Origin of the sequence: Streptococcus nidrosiense (genome assembly GCF_042140045.1) — a bacterium.
Classification (GTDB): Bacteria; Bacillota; Bacilli; order Lactobacillales; family Streptococcaceae; genus Streptococcus; species Streptococcus nidrosiense.
On sequence record NZ_CP152419.1, the window covers coordinates 851,045 to 867,429 of the forward strand.

At 39.3% G+C, this 16,385-nt stretch carries 16 protein-coding genes and 1 riboswitch; of the genes, 7 read left to right on the forward strand and 9 right to left on the reverse strand.

Annotation, left to right across the window (positions count from 1 at the left end; translation table 11 throughout):
* Nucleotides 1-229 precede the first annotated feature (229 nt).
* The 9 genes from AAFQ93_RS04130 to trkA all read right to left on the reverse strand — a co-directional run bounded on the left by AAFQ93_RS04130 (nucleotide 230) and on the right by trkA (nucleotide 11,395).
* Complete coding sequence (locus tag AAFQ93_RS04130; RefSeq protein ID WP_375555687.1) at nucleotides 230-1,558, reverse strand: dipeptidase; 1,329 nt, start codon at nucleotides 1,556-1,558, stop codon at nucleotides 230-232.
* An 18-nt stretch (nucleotides 1,559-1,576) separates the two neighbouring features.
* Nucleotides 1,577-3,085 (reverse strand): YfcC family protein, encoded by a 1,509-nt coding sequence (locus AAFQ93_RS04135; RefSeq protein WP_045763699.1) that lies wholly within the window; start codon nucleotides 3,083-3,085, stop codon nucleotides 1,577-1,579.
* Between the two features lie 93 nt (nucleotides 3,086-3,178).
* Nucleotides 3,179-4,126: a carbamate kinase gene (gene arcC, locus AAFQ93_RS04140; RefSeq protein WP_045763700.1), complete on the reverse strand. Its 948-nt coding sequence runs from the start codon at nucleotides 4,124-4,126 to the stop codon at nucleotides 3,179-3,181.
* 258 nt (nucleotides 4,127-4,384) lie between these two features.
* On the reverse strand, nucleotides 4,385-5,398 hold the full coding sequence (argF, locus tag AAFQ93_RS04145) for an ornithine carbamoyltransferase (protein WP_223141150.1): 1,014 nt from the start codon (nucleotides 5,396-5,398) through the stop codon (nucleotides 4,385-4,387).
* A 67-nt stretch (nucleotides 5,399-5,465) separates the two neighbouring features.
* Complete coding sequence (arcA, locus tag AAFQ93_RS04150) at nucleotides 5,466-6,695, reverse strand: arginine deiminase (RefSeq protein WP_223140618.1); 1,230 nt, start codon at nucleotides 6,693-6,695, stop codon at nucleotides 5,466-5,468.
* 358 nt (nucleotides 6,696-7,053) lie between these two features.
* Nucleotides 7,054-7,746, reverse strand: a complete 693-nt coding sequence (locus tag AAFQ93_RS04155) for a lysostaphin resistance A-like protein (RefSeq protein ID WP_375555688.1) — start codon at nucleotides 7,744-7,746, stop codon at nucleotides 7,054-7,056.
* Nucleotides 7,747-7,806: 60 nt separating this feature from the next.
* Nucleotides 7,807-8,439: a hypothetical protein gene (locus AAFQ93_RS04160; RefSeq protein WP_083279609.1), complete on the reverse strand. Its 633-nt coding sequence runs from the start codon at nucleotides 8,437-8,439 to the stop codon at nucleotides 7,807-7,809.
* Between the two features lie 163 nt (nucleotides 8,440-8,602).
* Nucleotides 8,603-10,042, reverse strand: a complete 1,440-nt coding sequence (locus AAFQ93_RS04165; protein ID WP_375555689.1) for a TrkH family potassium uptake protein — start codon at nucleotides 10,040-10,042, stop codon at nucleotides 8,603-8,605.
* Between the two features lie 3 nt (nucleotides 10,043-10,045).
* Nucleotides 10,046-11,395: a Trk system potassium transporter TrkA gene (trkA, locus tag AAFQ93_RS04170; RefSeq protein ID WP_000691699.1), complete on the reverse strand. Its 1,350-nt coding sequence runs from the start codon at nucleotides 11,393-11,395 to the stop codon at nucleotides 10,046-10,048.
* Nucleotides 11,396-11,788: 393 nt separating this feature from the next.
* Here trkA and AAFQ93_RS04175 point away from each other — a divergent pair, with 393 nt between their 5' ends.
* The 7 genes from AAFQ93_RS04175 to rplA all read left to right on the forward strand — a co-directional run bounded on the left by AAFQ93_RS04175 (nucleotide 11,789) and on the right by rplA (nucleotide 16,230).
* Entirely contained in the window at nucleotides 11,789-12,292 is a 504-nt protein-coding gene (locus tag AAFQ93_RS04175) for a tRNA (cytidine(34)-2'-O)-methyltransferase (protein ID WP_045763706.1), read from the forward strand.
* Nucleotides 12,293-12,340: 48 nt separating this feature from the next.
* Nucleotides 12,341-12,559, forward strand: a riboswitch (FMN riboswitch).
* 157 nt (nucleotides 12,560-12,716) lie between these two features.
* On the forward strand, nucleotides 12,717-13,280 hold the full coding sequence (locus AAFQ93_RS04180; RefSeq protein WP_000185852.1) for an ECF transporter S component: 564 nt from the start codon (nucleotides 12,717-12,719) through the stop codon (nucleotides 13,278-13,280).
* A complete protein-coding gene (locus AAFQ93_RS04185) occupies nucleotides 13,270-13,920 on the forward strand; it encodes a phosphatase PAP2 family protein (protein WP_375555690.1) in 651 nt (216 codons plus the stop codon). Before AAFQ93_RS04180 ends, AAFQ93_RS04185 begins: the two co-directional genes overlap by 11 nt.
* 27 nt (nucleotides 13,921-13,947) lie before the next feature.
* On the forward strand, nucleotides 13,948-14,367 hold the full coding sequence (locus AAFQ93_RS04190) for a chromosome partitioning protein ParB (protein WP_375555691.1): 420 nt from the start codon (nucleotides 13,948-13,950) through the stop codon (nucleotides 14,365-14,367).
* Nucleotides 14,342-14,824: a GNAT family N-acetyltransferase gene (locus tag AAFQ93_RS04195; protein ID WP_375555772.1), complete on the forward strand. Its 483-nt coding sequence runs from the start codon at nucleotides 14,342-14,344 to the stop codon at nucleotides 14,822-14,824. Before AAFQ93_RS04190 ends, AAFQ93_RS04195 begins: the two co-directional genes overlap by 26 nt.
* Nucleotides 14,825-15,018: 194 nt before the next feature.
* Nucleotides 15,019-15,444: a 50S ribosomal protein L11 gene (gene rplK / locus AAFQ93_RS04200; protein WP_001085808.1), complete on the forward strand. Its 426-nt coding sequence runs from the start codon at nucleotides 15,019-15,021 to the stop codon at nucleotides 15,442-15,444.
* A 96-nt stretch (nucleotides 15,445-15,540) separates the two neighbouring features.
* Nucleotides 15,541-16,230, forward strand: coding sequence for a 50S ribosomal protein L1 (gene rplA, locus AAFQ93_RS04205; protein WP_001085672.1), 690 nt, complete (start codon nucleotides 15,541-15,543; stop codon nucleotides 16,228-16,230).
* Nucleotides 16,231-16,385: the final 155 nt, after the last annotated feature.

A 16,385-nucleotide genomic window follows, 5' to 3' on the forward strand; every position in this document is an offset into this window, starting at 1 on the left:
GCTCTGTGTCGTAATCTAACAATTGGTAACAGTTAGAAAGTAGTCTAGCTGCCTGCTATTGCCATACTAATTGCGTGTTGTAGCGGAAAATGAGTACCTTAGATGGTCACTTACCTTAAATTTATTGTAAAAAAGCCAAGAAGATATTTTTCTTGGCTTTTCTTGTAGCTTGCTATTCAAAATTTTCCTAAAACTCCGCCCCAATGTGGGACGGAGTTTAGGAGGTCTTTTAGGTCGCTAATCGGTAAACAGCTTCAGCATAGATATCCATAGCATGATAGAGATCATCTAAGATAGCATATTCATTTGCTTGGTGTTCTGTTTGCTCTCTTCCTGGGAAGAGGGCGCCAAAAGCGACACAGTTTGGCATGGTACGTGCAAAGGTTGCACCGCCAGATGATAGAGCGGGGCTGTTATCGCCAGTTTTTTCTTTATAAACCTGCATGAGAGTAGTGACGAGCAGGCTATCTCTTGCCACATAAAGTGGTGCTAGGTAGTCAAATTCTTGGTAGCTAAGTTGGTAAGTTTTTGCACACTCTATCAGCTGATGAACAAGGGCATCCTTGTCTGCAAGGACTGGGATTCGGATATCAATTCGAATCTCAGAACTTTCGGGAGTAATGGTTAAGGCGGCCACATTAAAGGATAAATGTCCAGAAGGCTGGTCGCTGATATCACCAAAGATTCCTTTTCCTTGACCATCTTGACCAACTTCTTTGGCAAGAAATGTCAGTGCAGGATGGGATTGAATGGAATCAAGGACAGTGGCTAGTCGAATGACTGCATTAATCCCTTGACTAGCATCCTTGGCGTGCTTAGACACACCTAGAACAGTAAGGCTCTGGTCATTTTGTTGGTAATCGTAGCCAGCAACTATTAGGCCTGCCTGGATCTGTTCCATAAGTGGTCCTTGATAAGTTGCCTTATCAGGAACGACATTAAAGGCTCCACCTACCTCTAAGACGAGTTGTTCTGATCCAGGTCCATGAAGTTTGACCTGAAGAAGTCCTTTTTCTGCATAGGTTAATGGGAATGAGGAGTCAGGAGCAAATCCCATGCCGGCCTGTTCCTCAATGGTATTATATCTTGCCATACAACGCCAAAGGGTTTCCTCATCAGTACCAAATATGAAACGAACCCTTTTTTTGAATGGAATTCCTTGGTCAAGCAAGCTCTTAACTGCGTAAAGGGCTGCAAGAGAAGGTCCTTTATCGTCCTGCGCACCCCGACCATAAATTCGCCCATCTCTGATACTTGCTTCAAATGGAGGAGTTTCCCAGTCTTTCAAATCGCCTGCAGGAACTACATCTAGGTGGCAGAGGATGGTAAGGAGATCACCTTCACCAACTTCTGCATACCCATAATATCCTTGAGGATCCAGATAGGTTTTAAAACCAAGATCTTGACACAAGTCCAGCATTTTTTTCAGGACATCTTGGATGGCTTGACCAAAAGGAGTACCATTTTCACCTTCCTTGAGAACAGATGGATAGGAGATGATGGTTTTCAAACTTTGAAGAAAATCCTCTTTGATTGATTCTGTAATATAGGATTTCATCCGTATCTCCCTTTGTTTCTATAAGAATGGCACTAAGGTACCTAAGATAAGAAGTAGAATACTTGCAACGACAATGACGATGACGAGTTTTCCAACAAATTTCCACCAAGTTCCAAGGCTGACACGACCAAGAGCAAGAGCACCCATAACAATACCTGAAGTAGGAGTTACAAGGTTAAGGACACCAGATGCAGATTGGTAGGCAGTGACGATAAGGCTTGCTTTAACATTGACGAACTCTCCAAGAGGAGCCATGATACCCATAGTTGCACTAGCAAGACCAGATGAAGAAGGAATGAGGAAGGACATAGGTAGGTAGAAGATATAGGTCAATACGATGAAGATTTGAGGAGAAAGACCTTGAAGGCCAACTTCACCCCAGTGTAGGATGGTTGCAGTAATCATACCATCGTTCATGATAACTTGGATACCACGAGCAACCGCACAAATCAAGGCTACTGAAAGCAAATCTGCAGCACCAGTTAGGAAGGTTGAGACAATCTTGCTTTCTTTGAGACCATAGACAACACCGATCAAAATCCCCATAACGGCAAAGAGCATAGCGCCTTCTGGGAAGTACCAGCTACCAAATGGTAGAGCATCTGAACCGATAACTCCTCCAATTACAGGAAGGCCGATTAACCAATTCTTGAAGTCTTCAAATACAGTAACATGCAAATCAACCCAAGGGATGAAACTTGCAATCATAATGATAAAGGTTAATACAAATAAAGCGAGGACATGTTTTTGTTTCTTGCTCAAGGTAGATGGTGCATCATCGTTATCTGAAACATTAAAGTGTTTGATATCTTCTTCGCGTTGAGCGTAAACGAGTGATTTAGTAGGATCTTTTTGAATCTTTTCTGCATAACGATAGACAAAGTAAGTGCTGATACCTGTCATTACGAACCAGAAGATAACACGGAGAATAACCCCATCCATAGAAGAAATTCCCGCAGTATCAGAGGCGATAACAGTAGCAAATGGATTCAATGTAGATGCCAAACAACCAACTTGAGAACCTAGTAAGATGATGGCTACGGCAGTGATACTGTCAAAACCAACTGCCATCATTACAGGAATAAGAAGGGGATAGAAGGCCATGGTTTCTTCTCCCATACCATAGGTAGTTCCTCCAAGTGCGAAGAGGGGCATGAGGATGAGAATCAACATTTTTTCGCGACCCTTGTATTTTTTAACGATGGAGGCAATCCCTACATCGAGTGTACCAGTAGCGTTTACGACACCAAGGAAACCTCCGACCATAAGGATAAAGAAGGCAACGTCGATAGCTGCGCTGGTTGGTTTGTGACCGAGCATGGCACGAATTGGTGCCATAAGGATATCGTAAATCCCTTGAGGATTTGAGTCAACAGTTTGATAGGTACCTGCGATGAGGTTACCTGCTTCATTGGTATCATACTTACCTGCTGGAATGATCCAGGTTAAAAATGCCATAATGGCAATGATGATAATCAAAACAGTGTATGATGAGGGCATTTGAAACCTTTTTTTATTTTCACTCATTTGTTTTTCCTCCTAAACTATGTCACACAGTATAAAAACGAATGATGTGGCAAGAGTGCTGACTAAACTTTCTTGAAAGGTATGACTAAACTATTATTCTTTCACAATGATTGTTCCACTTTCAGATTCAATCAAGGCTCCTAGATTGATAAGAGAAGTGATAACTGCTTTTCCTGCTGGACGATTGGTCACAAAATCAATGGCAGCTTGGATTTTTGGCAGCATACTACCAGGAGCAAATTGCCCCTCTTGGATGTATTCTTGGAGTTGGCTTACAGTTACCCGTTCCAATTTTTCCTGATTTGGTTTGTTATAGTTGATATAGGCATAATCGACACCAGTTAAAATGATGAAGAGATCTGCTTCGACTAGCTCTGCCAAGCATTGCGATGCAAAGTCCTTATCGATGACAGCTTCCACTCCTGAAAAGTAACCGTTTTCATTTTTGGCGATAGGAATACCTCCACCGCCTGCTGCGATGACAATTTGTCCCTTATCTAAGAGTGCGCGTATACTGTCGATTTCTTTGATGTAAATGGGTTTTGGAGAAGCCACTACCTTACGCCAACCACGACCTGCATCTTCTTTAAAGTTAGCCCCAGTTTTTTCGCTTTCCGCTTTAGCCTCTTCTTCTGAGTAGAATGGACCGATTGGTTTGGTTGGATTGAGAAAGGCAGGGTCATCCTTGTCTACGACAACCTGTGTGACAACAGAAACGACAGTTTTATCAAGATGAATATCCTGTAAAGCATTTTCCAGAGCATTCTGGAGCCAAAAACCGATGCTACCCTCTGTCATTGCAACAAGTGAATCGAGAGGAAAGGCAGGATTTTTTTCGGAATTCGCTGCTAGGTGTTGGAGAAGAAGGTTACCAACTTGCGGTCCATTGCCATGGGTGATAATCAATTCATCACCATTTTGGATGAGTTTCACCAGATGGCGTGCTGTTTCTGCCAGAGCTGCTTCTTGGGCTTGAGCAGATGGATCGGTAGAGAGAATAGCATTTCCTCCAAGAGCGACAACAATTTTACGATGAGACATGAGCGCTCCTTTCTTTTGGATGGATAAAAACCAATTTTGGTTAAAAGCTTGGATTTGGAAGTTGAGAAGAAAGACTTTGTAGGGACGAGTTGAGTTGGAATTTCGAAATGCGAATAACTGGAAGGCAGTTACTTGTTATGAGGTTTTTGCTTGAATGGTGACTATCAGCAAACTCCAACTCAGAGCTCGTAACTATTACAAAAAGGGACCGGACTAAAACACTAGTCTCAGCCCCTAAGCTGTTTCTTATAGTTGGTATCACACTTTAGGAATGTAGAGATTTCCTAGTGTAGCAGCCATAACGGCTTTGATGGTGTGCATACGATTTTCTGCTTGATCAAACTGACGAGCATATTTGCTATGGAAGACCTCATCAGTTACTTCCATTTCTTTTACGCCAAATTTCTCAGCTACTTGTCTGCCGTAGATTGTGTTCGTATCATGAAAGGCTGGTAAGCAGTGGAGGAAGATTAAGTCTTCATTGTCTGCTTTCTTAATAAGCTCCATATTTACTTGATAAGGTTTTAGCAAAGCGACGCGTTCTGCAAACTTATCTTCTTCGCCCATAGATACCCAAACATCAGTGTAAAGGACATCAGCCCCTTTTACAGCTTCGTCAGCATCTTCTGTGATGAGAATGTGAGCCCCACTTTCTTTGGCATATCCCTCAGCCAGAGCAACAACTGCTTGATCTGGGAAAAGTTCTTTTGGTGAAAAGACATGAACGTTCACCCCAAGGATGGCTCCTGTTACTAGAAGGCTATTGGCAACATTATTACGGCCGTCACCACAGTAAACCAAAGTCAAACCTTCAAGATGTCCGAAATTTTCTAGTACTGTCAAATAGTCTGCAAGCATTTGAGTTGGGTGCCATTTATCCGTCAAGCCATTCCAAACAGGAACACCAGAGAATTTAGCTAATTCCTCAACCATATCTTGACTAAAACCACGGAATTCAATACCATCAAACATACGTCCCAAAACTTTTGCGGTATCTTCAGTAGTTTCTTTTTTACCTAGTTGAATATCGTTGGTCCCTAGGTATTCTGGATGTGCACCAAGATCAATTGCTGCAGTAGTGAAGGCTGCGCGTGTACGTGTAGAAGTTTTTTCAAATAAAAGAGCAATATTTTTACCAGCTAGATAGCGGTGTTCGATGTTTCGTTTTTTAAGATCCTTCAAGTGAGCTGAAAGTCCAATCAAATATTCGAGCTCTGCACGGGTAAAATCTTTTTCAGCTAGAAAACTTCTTCCTTGAAATACTGAATGTATCATTCTATATATCCTTTTCTAACAAGCATGATTCTGCTAGCAGATGCTAGGCAGAAATAGGAAGAATCTAAATGTCTTCGCGTTCAAACGGCATTGACATGCAACGAGGTCCACCACGACCGCGTACCAATTCCCTTCCACGAATCTTAATTAAACGAAGTCCGTATTCTTCAAGTTTTTTATTAGTCACAGTGTTGCGTTCATAAACGACTACGACACCTGGTGCAATAGCGAGAGTGTTAGAGCCATCATTCCATTGTTCACGAGCAGCTGCAACGATATTCCCATCACCACAAGGAATGAGTGTAACTTTTTCTAAACCAAGGTTTTGAGCAAGGAGTTCTGCTAAATCTCCTTTTTCTTCAACAATCTTGAGTTTTTCATTTTCGTAAGTAACAGAATAAACGCGAAGGTTGCCTTGGATTTCAGGGTGGATTGTAAATTTGTCATAGTCTACCATGGTGAAGACGGTATCCAAGTGCATGAACTTACGGTTGTTTGAAAATTCAAAAGCCAAAACTTTCTTGAAGCCAACATTCTTTTTGAAGATATTAACCAAAAGTTTTTCGATAGAAGCAGCATCAGTACGCTGAGATATCCCAACTGCTAGGACATCTTTGGAAAGAACAAGTTCATCTCCACCTTCAATACGAGTAGTTTCTTCACGGTTATAGATGAGCTCTACCTTACCACCATAGATTGGGTGATGCTTGAAGATGTACTTACCATAAAGTGTTTCGCGATTGCGTGTATCGGCGTACATGTGATTGAGTGATACTGCATTCCCGATAGTCGCAAATGGGTCGCGAGTGAAGTAAAGATTTGGCATTGGATCGATGGCAAACGGATAGTTAGATTCAACCAAGTCAGTTAATCCTTTGCTTTCTTCAGGGATGTCAGGTAATTCAACTTTTTGAACACCTGACATTGTTTTCTTGATCAGTTCAAGGTTGTCGTCAATATCATGAAGCAGTTTTCGGATGGCATTTTTAGTTTGTCGACCACGAATATTTGCTTCGTTGAGATATTCTTCGATGAACTGGCCACGTATTTCAGGAGAAGTTAATGATTCAGCAGCCAATTGTTCAAGATAGAGCACTTCGATTCCTTCGTCACGGAGTGCCTGAGCAAAGGCGTCGTGTTCACTTTGGGCATCTGCTAAGAATGGGATGTCATCAAAGAGCAACCTCTCAAGGTGATCTGGCATCAAGTTTTCTAATTCTTGACCCGGACGGTGCAACATAACTTTTTTCAGTTTTCCAATTTCTGAGAAAACATGAATTGGATGTGAAGACATGTGAATCCTCCTTTTTTCTCGTGTGTACCAAATTATATTGGTATCGCTTACAAATTAATAGTATCACAAATTAATATGCATTACAAGAGATATGATAAGGCCTAAAAGGCTTTAAAATGGCTATTTTAAAGGATTTCTTACATTTTTTTTATAAGAATATTCACAAATATACATGTTGAATTAACTTATTTTTATATTCTATAAAATTTATGCATAAAAATATTTTTAAAATTTTTTTAAAAATTTTTTTAAGATGGTAGAAAAAATGAATTTTTCCGAGATAAAGTGCTGCTTGAAACAAAAAAATCCCTTAGACTGGAACGAAACATTCTAGTCTAAGGAAATGGATAGTTGGGTATTAGATACCGAAATTTTTCATAAAAATTGTAAAGAGTGCCAGTAAGATGAAGCTGATACTATTAAGTAGCATATGGACCGAGATAGACATTTCCAAACGTCTGGTACGATAAGCAGTCCAAGTGAGGACGGCTGACATCCAACCATAAATCAAGAAGGAAGGGAGATTAGAAGGCATATGTGCAAGGAGGAAGATTAGCCAACCAATGACATAGCCAAACTTTTCGTAGCCTTGGAAGAGTTTGGTAGGAATAATCCCGCGACAAATGATTTCTTCACAAATAGGTGCGATTAAAACGATGAGGAAGAAACTGCTAATCAGAGAGCTTTCAGAAACAAGGTTGTTAATTACTTGTTGATTAGCAGTTGTTGTTTGCTTCACGAGTTGTAACCAGATTCCACCCACAAGATTTCCAACATAAATAACTAGATAGCTTAAGACAATGCGAGGAAGATCGTTAATGGTGAGAAGTTTAGATTTTAAATCCAGCAACTTGCTCTTATGGGCTCCGTATAAAAAGATAGCAAGTACAAGAATCGAAATAAGGGACACAAGAATTGTTGACCAGATTGGATTAAACTGAATTTTAGTTAGTATAGCTAGAGTTAGCATAGGAGTCTGAGATAGAAAGATAGCTACTAACAAAATCCCAAACCAAGCGAGTCGCTTACGAAAATCTTTAAAAAAGTTCATTGATGTATCTCCTAAAATTTTTTTTTAATTATAACATAATTATTGCAAGGATTCTATTTGTTACCATAAGAGGAAGGTACAAACGACAAATAGAATATCCCGAATCAAATGACTGTAGAATGACACCTCTTCTCTTAAGTTTTTTGGGAATAAAAAACTGAGAAATAAAGCGCCAAGGCCAATATAAAAAGCGATGGATAAAATGGTGATTGGATTACGTAGGAAGATTAAAATGGAAATGATAATGATGGAAAATCTCACTTCCTTACTACTGGAATTTTTTTGCAACCTTCTCCATTTTTTCAAGGGGAGAAAGGTAATAAGATCAACTCCAAAGAGAAAAAAGAAGGAGGGGAGGATGAGTTCTACAGCTTCTTTTTGAAGTAAGTTGACAGTAACGATAGTATCTGATAGAACCAGCCCAACCCCGCAGAGGTTGACCACAATCATCATACTATAAAATAAAAAGATAAAGCGACTCCTATCAATCAGTCTATCTCTTTTCAGGTTATGACTAGATAAATAATGCATAAAGGCACAAGACCCAGATAAGCCCAATAAAGTCAGTAGAAAATAAAAACAGGATTGTTTGAGGGCCAGAGAGGTTCCAGACCAAAAGATACAACTACAAAATGCCAGTTGGATTAAGGCAAAGAACAAGAGTAGTCGAATTGATTTTATGACTTTTTCCATAAAGTATCCCCTATATTTTTTTCTTATTATAGCTAAAAGATAGGAGAGAAAAATCCTTAAATTCCCAATTGTCGATTTTTAGAGCTGTCTTGTCTTTTGAAACTAAAAAATCCCCCTTCAAGGGTTCCTTGAAGAGGAGAGATAGGGTGTAAAGTTGATTGTTCTAACGTTTAGACCAAGTTCGCTTCATAAAGAGCAGTATGATTGGATAGATTTCAAGACGTCCTGCAATCATTGCAAAGGATAGTAGAAGTTTTGAAAATGGACTAAAAATTGAGAAACTTGCAGTTGTTCCTAAAATAGGACCGATATTGTTAAAACAACTGAAAACAGCACTCGTGACAACCATTAAATTATTGGTATCTAAACTGACGATGAAAATCAAACTGAGTAGAATCATGATATAAACCACAAAATACTTCAGGATCTTGTGCTGGGTATCCTTATCAATAACCGTTTGATTAACCTGAAGGGTTAACACACGGTGAGGTGATATGGTAGACAAGACTTGATTTTTAGCAATTTTAGACAGGATGACTCCACGGATGATCTTGAGACCACCAGCGGTAGAACCAGCAGAACCACCGATTGCCATCAGCATTAGCAAGATGTATTGAGAGAACAAAGGCCAGTTCGTGATATCTCCATATCCAAAACCGGTAGTGGTAATGATGTTAGATACTTGGAAGAAGGCCATCTCAAAGCTTTGAGAAACTCCGTTATAGAGGTGGAGCGTGTTGAGTGTGATTAGACCAGTAGATATAGCCACAATCAAGAGATATGCTCGGAGTTCTTCATCAAAAAAGAATTCCTTGATACGACGGAGCATGAGGTAGTAGTAGAGATTGAAATTGACACCAAACATCAAAACCCCGACACTTGTCAGATAGGTAATGAGAGAACTGTGATAGTGGGCAATTCCGTCATTATAAACAGTAAAGCCACCAGTACCAGCAGTACCCATAGCGATAACAAAACTATCGTAGAGTGGCATCCCAGCAAGGTAATAAATAACCACAAAGAGGGCAAACATAGCCAGGTAAAGGATATAAAGGATTTGAGCTGTATTTTTTAGCTTAGATACAACCTTGCCAAATACTGGTCCTGGAACCTCAGCCTTCATAACTTCTAGGTGACTATTTTTAGCATTGTCCATAATAGCTAGGGCAAAAACCAGTACCCCCATCCCTCCGATGAGGTGGGTAAAACTCCTCCAAAATAGAAGAGAACGACTTAAGACAGAAACATCATTTAAAATGGTTGCTCCCGTTGTTGTGAAGCCAGAACTAATCTCAAAGAAGGCGTCTATCATATTGGGAATTTGCCCTGAAAAGACAAAGGGAAGGGCGCCAAAGAATGACCAGAGGATCCAACAGAGGGCTACAATTAAGACCCCTTCTTTTGCATAGATTCGCTGTTTTTTAGGCTTGCTGATGATGCCGAGAAGACCTAGCACAACAAGGATTCCGATGGTAGAGAAAAGTGCTGTAAAAACTTGACTCGATTCTCGATAATAAAGAGCAATGCTAACTGGAACTAAGAGTAGACCAGCCTCGATCAAGAGTAGCTTTGCAAGAAGAAATCGTACCATACTTCTATTCATAGCTTACCTCTCTAATAGATCATAAATCTTGGTGATATTTGATAGTAGTGTGATGACAACTAACTTATCACCGACTTGAAGGCTATCTTCACCTGTTGGGAAGATTGTTTTTCCGTTGCGGATAATAGCAGCAATTAAAATATCTTTTTTGAGTTTCAATTGAGACAAGGGTTTGCCAGTCATTTTATTGGCTTCCTTGATGAGAAATTGAAGAGTCTCAATATGTCCATTTGCAAGGTGGTGCATCGCTTGAAGATCTGAATATTGGGCATTGGCACGACCGTGGATAAAGTGCATGATAGTATCTACAGCGATGGTTTTTGGTGTGATAATACTAGAAAACTCAGGTGCATGGATAATCTCTAAAAGGCTAGTTCGATTGACCTTGGTGATGTTTTTCTGAACACCAACACTATCTAAGAACATAGATGTAATAATGTTTTCTTCGTCAACGCCAGTGAGAGTTGCGACAGCATCGTAGTGTTGGGCGCTTTCTTCTAGGAGGATATCTTTTGCGGTTCCATCACCTTGCACAATATAGAGTTTTGGATATTTTTGACTGAAAAATGCTGCACGATCTGGATTAAGCTCAATGACCTTGGTATCAATACGGCTATCTTTCAAAATACCAACAAGGTAGTAAGCGATTTTTCCAGCTCCAATAATGAGTAAACTTTTAACGACACGAGATTTGACATAGTTATGAAAAAGCATCATGTCTACACGGTTACCTGTAACAAAGATCCGATCCTTATCTTGGAGGACCATATCCCCACTTGGAATCATGAGCTTATGATCGCGCTCAATGGCACAAACGATAACATTACCAAACTTTTTACGGAAATCAGCAATAGACATCTGACAAATATTACTATCAATTCGAACCTTGAATTCCATCAAACTAACCAAACCACCTGCAAAACGCTCAACAGAAAGAGCATTTGGGAAATCGATGATATTAGCGATAGCACGAGCTGCAAGGAGTTCTGGATTGACAATAAGAGAAAATCCGAGAATATTTTTTTCTTTAAAGTAAGGGTTGGAATACTCAGGATTGCGGACACGGACGATGGTTTCTTTAGCCCCCATCTTTTTAGCTAAGACAGCAGAGACCATATTGACCTCATCATACTGAGTCATAGCGATGAAAATATCGCAGTCTTGAACATTGGCAGCTTCTAGCATGGCAAAGTCAGCCCCATTACCAGCAATTCCAATAATGTCAAAACGGCTTGTCATATAATTAAGAACCGTTTCGTTCTGTTCAATTAAGACAACATCATGATTGTCAGCGACAAGTGAACGACAAAGGGCAGAACCAACTTTCCCCCCTCCGACAAGAATAATCTTCATATCAAATAACCTACTTTTTCAATATGTATCTATCATACTCTTTTTTAGAATAAAATGCACTCGGCAACCGACTCTTTTCATTATTAGGGTAGAAAATTGTCCCACTGATAATCTTACTTGTTAAAAATTTAAGATATAAATCAGCTATTTTCGTGTAATTCTAATGAATACATAAGCATTTTAAGCTAATGTAAATATGTTTGTAAAAAAATTGAAAAAATCAAGTCATTTCTATTGACATTCAAGCTGAAAGTGATATACTAAAACAGTAGTTTCGCTGATTTACTTCAAACCTGTTGTGAGGTAAGTTAACGATGCCTTAACCACGCTGTTTGCTGAGCTTGACTCCGAGCAGTGTGGCTATTTTTTTGCACTAGTGAGAGGAAACAAGGCATGGCAAATCATATTGTATTATTTGAACCCCAGATTCCACAAAATACGGGTAATATTGCTCGTACTTGCGCAGCAACGAATGCGCCCCTTCATATTATCAAACCGATGGGTTTTCCTATTGATGATCGTAAGATGAAGCGGGCAGGTCTAGATTATTGGGACAAGCTTGAGATTCATTTTTATGATAGTTTGGCTGATTTTATGGAAAAAATGGATGGTCAGCTCTACTTGATTTCCAAGTTTGCAGAAAAAGTCTATTCCGATGCAGATTTCACGACAGAAGGAGATCATTATTTTCTTTTTGGGAGAGAAGATAAGGGCTTGCCTGAGGAATTTATGCGCGAGCATCCAGAAAAGGCTCTCCGCATTCCCATGAATGATGAGCATGTTCGTAGTCTCAATGTTTCCAATACCGTTTGTATGATTGTTTATGAGGCACTTCGTCAACAAAACTTTGCGGGTCTCGAACTGGTTCACACTTACGAAACAGATAAATTGAAATAAACACTTAGATAAAATGCTTGCGCTTGCAAGCTTTTTTTGTTATCATAAAGGGGTCTTCAGGGCTGGGTGAGATTCCCGACCGGCGGTGAATTTGACTAGCTATTTTAGCTTTCTCTTCGTTGTCTTGTCTCGATATACTTTAAGTATTATCTTCGACTGCGACGTCTAGATAAATCTAAAATATCTTAGCCAAATAAGTCCGCGAGCGCAAGCTGATGTGGTGAGATTCCACAACCGACAGTATAGTCTGGATGGGAGAAGACGAAAGAATGGCTTTGTCTATTCTAATTGATTTTTTATAGGTAAATTGCAACCGCTTGCTTAAAAAGAGTTAGGGGGAACTTTTGGAATATAAAAATAAAGGATAGATAGAGGAATCCTTTCCAACTTCTTCTGATTTTATAGAAAATTGGAGGAACCTGTTATGACAAACACACGTCGACTTTCGACCATTGCAATTTTATCAGCACTTTCATTTGTGTTGATGTACTTTGACTTTCCGCTTTTGCCAGCGGCATCCTTCTTGAGGATTGAGTTCAGTATTTTACCGGTCCTTGTGGGCTTGGTGGTCTTGGATTTACCAGCAGCTTTTGGAGTGCTTTTCCTTCGGTCCTTGTTGAAAATCCTTCTGAACAATCAAGGGGTTAGTACCTATATTGGTTTACCGATGAATATTGTTGCCTTGGGAGTCTTTGTACTTGCTTTTGGTTTGATTTGGAAAAAAGAGCGAACAACCATGCGTTTCGTCCTAGCTTCACTAGCTGGTACACTTGGTTTAACTCTAGCTATGCTAGTTCTAAACTATGTTTATGCTGTTCCTTTGTACGCTAAGTTTGCTAATTTTGATATTGAGAAAATCTTAGGATTGAGCAACTACCTGATGACTATGGTTTTGCCTTTTAATCTGATTGAAGGTATTATCTTTGCCATCTCTTTCTGGTTGTTGTTTGTCCTTTTGAAACCAACTTTAAAATACTATGAAAGATAAACAAACATTTATGATGAAGGGCTCTTTTGCCCTTTTACTTTTTATGATTATTGGCTATATTGTCAAATTTTATCCAGAAATGCTGGTCAGTTTTGATCAGCCGATTCAGACTGCCATTAGAGGTGATTTACCTGAGATCTTAACGCTTCTTTTTCGGGCAATTACGCACTTAATTGATATCCCAGTCATTATTAGCTGGGTTTTAATTGTAGCTTTTATATTTTATCGTAAGCAATGGAAGATGGAAAGTTATCTCATGCTGGGGAATTTGACTTTAGCTGGAATCTTAATCGTAACTTTTAAAAATATCTACCAACGACCTAGACCAGAAATAGTACATCTAGTAGAGGAAAAAGGTTTTTCTTTTCCTAGTGGACATTCTCTAGCTGTGACGCTCATGGTAGGATCTTTGATTGTGATTTTGAGCCAACGGATTAAGAATACAACTTGGAGAAAAGTCGTGCAAATCGGACTTGGTATTTACTTAGTCAGTGTATTGGTATCAAGAATTTATCTGGGAGTTCACTACCCATCAGATGTGATTGCCAGCCTTTGTGTAGGCCTAGGAGTTTTGTTTATGGAGTTTCCTTTCTACGATAAACTGCGTTTTCAATGGCGCTTCAAAGGAAAGCAGAAGTAGGAATTGACCCTTTTTGAGGAGATAAAAATGGAAGTCAACATAAAAAATCTTCATCCGACTCAACTATACTTATCAGAAAAGAAGTTACAAGATATCCAGATGCTTTATCAGTCGAAAGAAAAGCCCAATATCAATCCAATCAGTGTTCTTGCATTTGGAAATTGCTTCTTGATTACAGATGGCCATCACAGGGCTTATCAGGCTTTGTTGGTAGGCCAGGATACAATTTCTGCTGAGTTTGATAGAGATGGAGGTGACGAACTATATCATCTCTATGCGCAAGCTTGTGAGAAAAGAAAGATATACTCTGTTCTGGATTTAAAAAATCATATCTTACCTCAAGATGATTATGAAGCAAAATGGTATAACTGGTGTGATGGTTTTAATCAAGCAGCGGAGCTAGTATTAGGAGTAGAAAATGATGACAAAAATCATTCAGATAGATGATTCCTTACGTTTAGTTCCCTATTTTTTAGCAGATCATCAGGATGCAGCTTTGGCCTGGTATCAAGATGTGGATTTGGTGGAACTTGTAGACGGTATTAGAATACCTTATAGTTCAGAAAAATTAAATGCTATGTATTCCTATTTAGAGAGTCACGGGGATTTGTTCTGGTTTGAGTTTCGAGAAAAGGGAGAGTGGCTTCCAATTGGGGATGTAACCTTATCTCAGGAGAATCTTCCTATTGTGATTGGCAATCCGACTTATCAACATCAGGGACTTGGACGCAAGGTATTGAAGATTTTGATTGATCTAGCTCGGCAAAAGGGTTGGAAACAATTGAAAGTTCAAGAAATCTACACTTTCAATCGTATCTCTATAAGATGTTTTGAGTCTATTGGATTTGTGGAAAGCGGTGCTACTGAAAAGGGCTTGAGTTTTGTACTGACTTTGAGCGAATGAATTCTTTCCATCATGGTAGAAGATTTTGAAGATTAATTGCACCAAAAAAGGTGTAACATAAAGAAATATCAAAAATAAAAATTTCTCTTGCATTTTTTTAAAAATAGTGTATAATAGATGGGTATGTGTAAAGCATACTTGTGGGAGGTAAAAATCTCTAAATTACCGCCAAAACCACAAAGGAGGATTTAAAAATGGCTAAAAAAGTCGAAAAACTTGTAAAATTGCAAATCCCTGCTGGTAAAGCTACACCAGCTCCACCGGTTGGACCTGCTCTTGGTCAAGCTGGTATCAACATCATGGGATTCACAAAAGAGTTCAACGCTCGTACTGCTGACCAAGCTGGTATGATCATTCCAGTTGTTATCTCAGTATACGAAGACAAATCATTTACTTTCGTTACAAAAACACCACCAGCTGCTGTTCTTTTGAAAAAAGCTGCAGGTGTTGAAAAAGGATCAGGTACACCTAACAAAACTAAAGTTGCTACAGTTACTCGTGCACAAGTACAAGAAATTGCAGAAACTAAGATGCCAGATTTGAACGCTGCAAACATTGAGTCTGCAATGCGTATGATCGAAGGTACTGCTCGTTCTATGGGATTCACTGTTGTTGACTAATCAATAACATCCCTATATAACCCGCAAGACTTCATCATTTCGAGAAGTGACGTGGGAGATGAAAATCGATTGAACCACTTACAAGGAGAATAGAAAATGGCTAAAAAAAGCAAACAACTTCGTGCTGCTCTTGAGAAGATCGACAGCACAAAAGCATACAGCGTAGAAGAAGCTGTAGCTCTTGCAAAAGAAACTAACTTTGCAAAATTTGACGCAACTGTAGAAGTTGCTTACAACTTGAACATTGACGTTAAAAAAGCTGACCAACAAATCCGTGGAGCAATGGTATTGCCAAACGGTACTGGTAAAACAGCTCGCGTTCTTGTATTTGCACGTGGTGCAAAAGCTGAAGAAGCAAAAGCTGCTGGTGCAGACTTTGTTGGTGAAGATGACCTTGTTGCTAAAATCAACGACGGTTGGTTGGACTTCGATGTAGTTATCGCTACACCTGACATGATGGCTCTTGTTGGACGTCTTGGACGTGTCCTTGGACCTCGTAACTTGATGCCAAACCCTAAAACTGGTACTGTAACAATGGATGTTGCTAAAGCAGTTGAAGAGTCTAAAGGTGGTAAAATCACTTACCGTGCAGACCGTGCAGGTATCGTACAAGCGATCATCGGTAAAGTTTCATTTGAAGCTGACAAGTTGGTTGAAAACTTCAAAGCATTCAACGAAACAATCCAAAAAGCTAAACCAGCTACTGCTAAAGGAACTTATGTAACAAGCTTGACAATCACAACTACTCAAGGTGTTGGTATCAAGGTTGACGTTAACTCACTTTAATTAGTAATAATTTAACATGAAAGGTTGAAGACAGATCTGTCTCAACCTTTTTTCTGTTAAAAAATATAAATACGTATAAACTTTCTAATTCATTTAATATTGTAAAATATCTAGATAGAAAATTCAGAAAATTTGCTCTTTTCTCTTGAAAATTT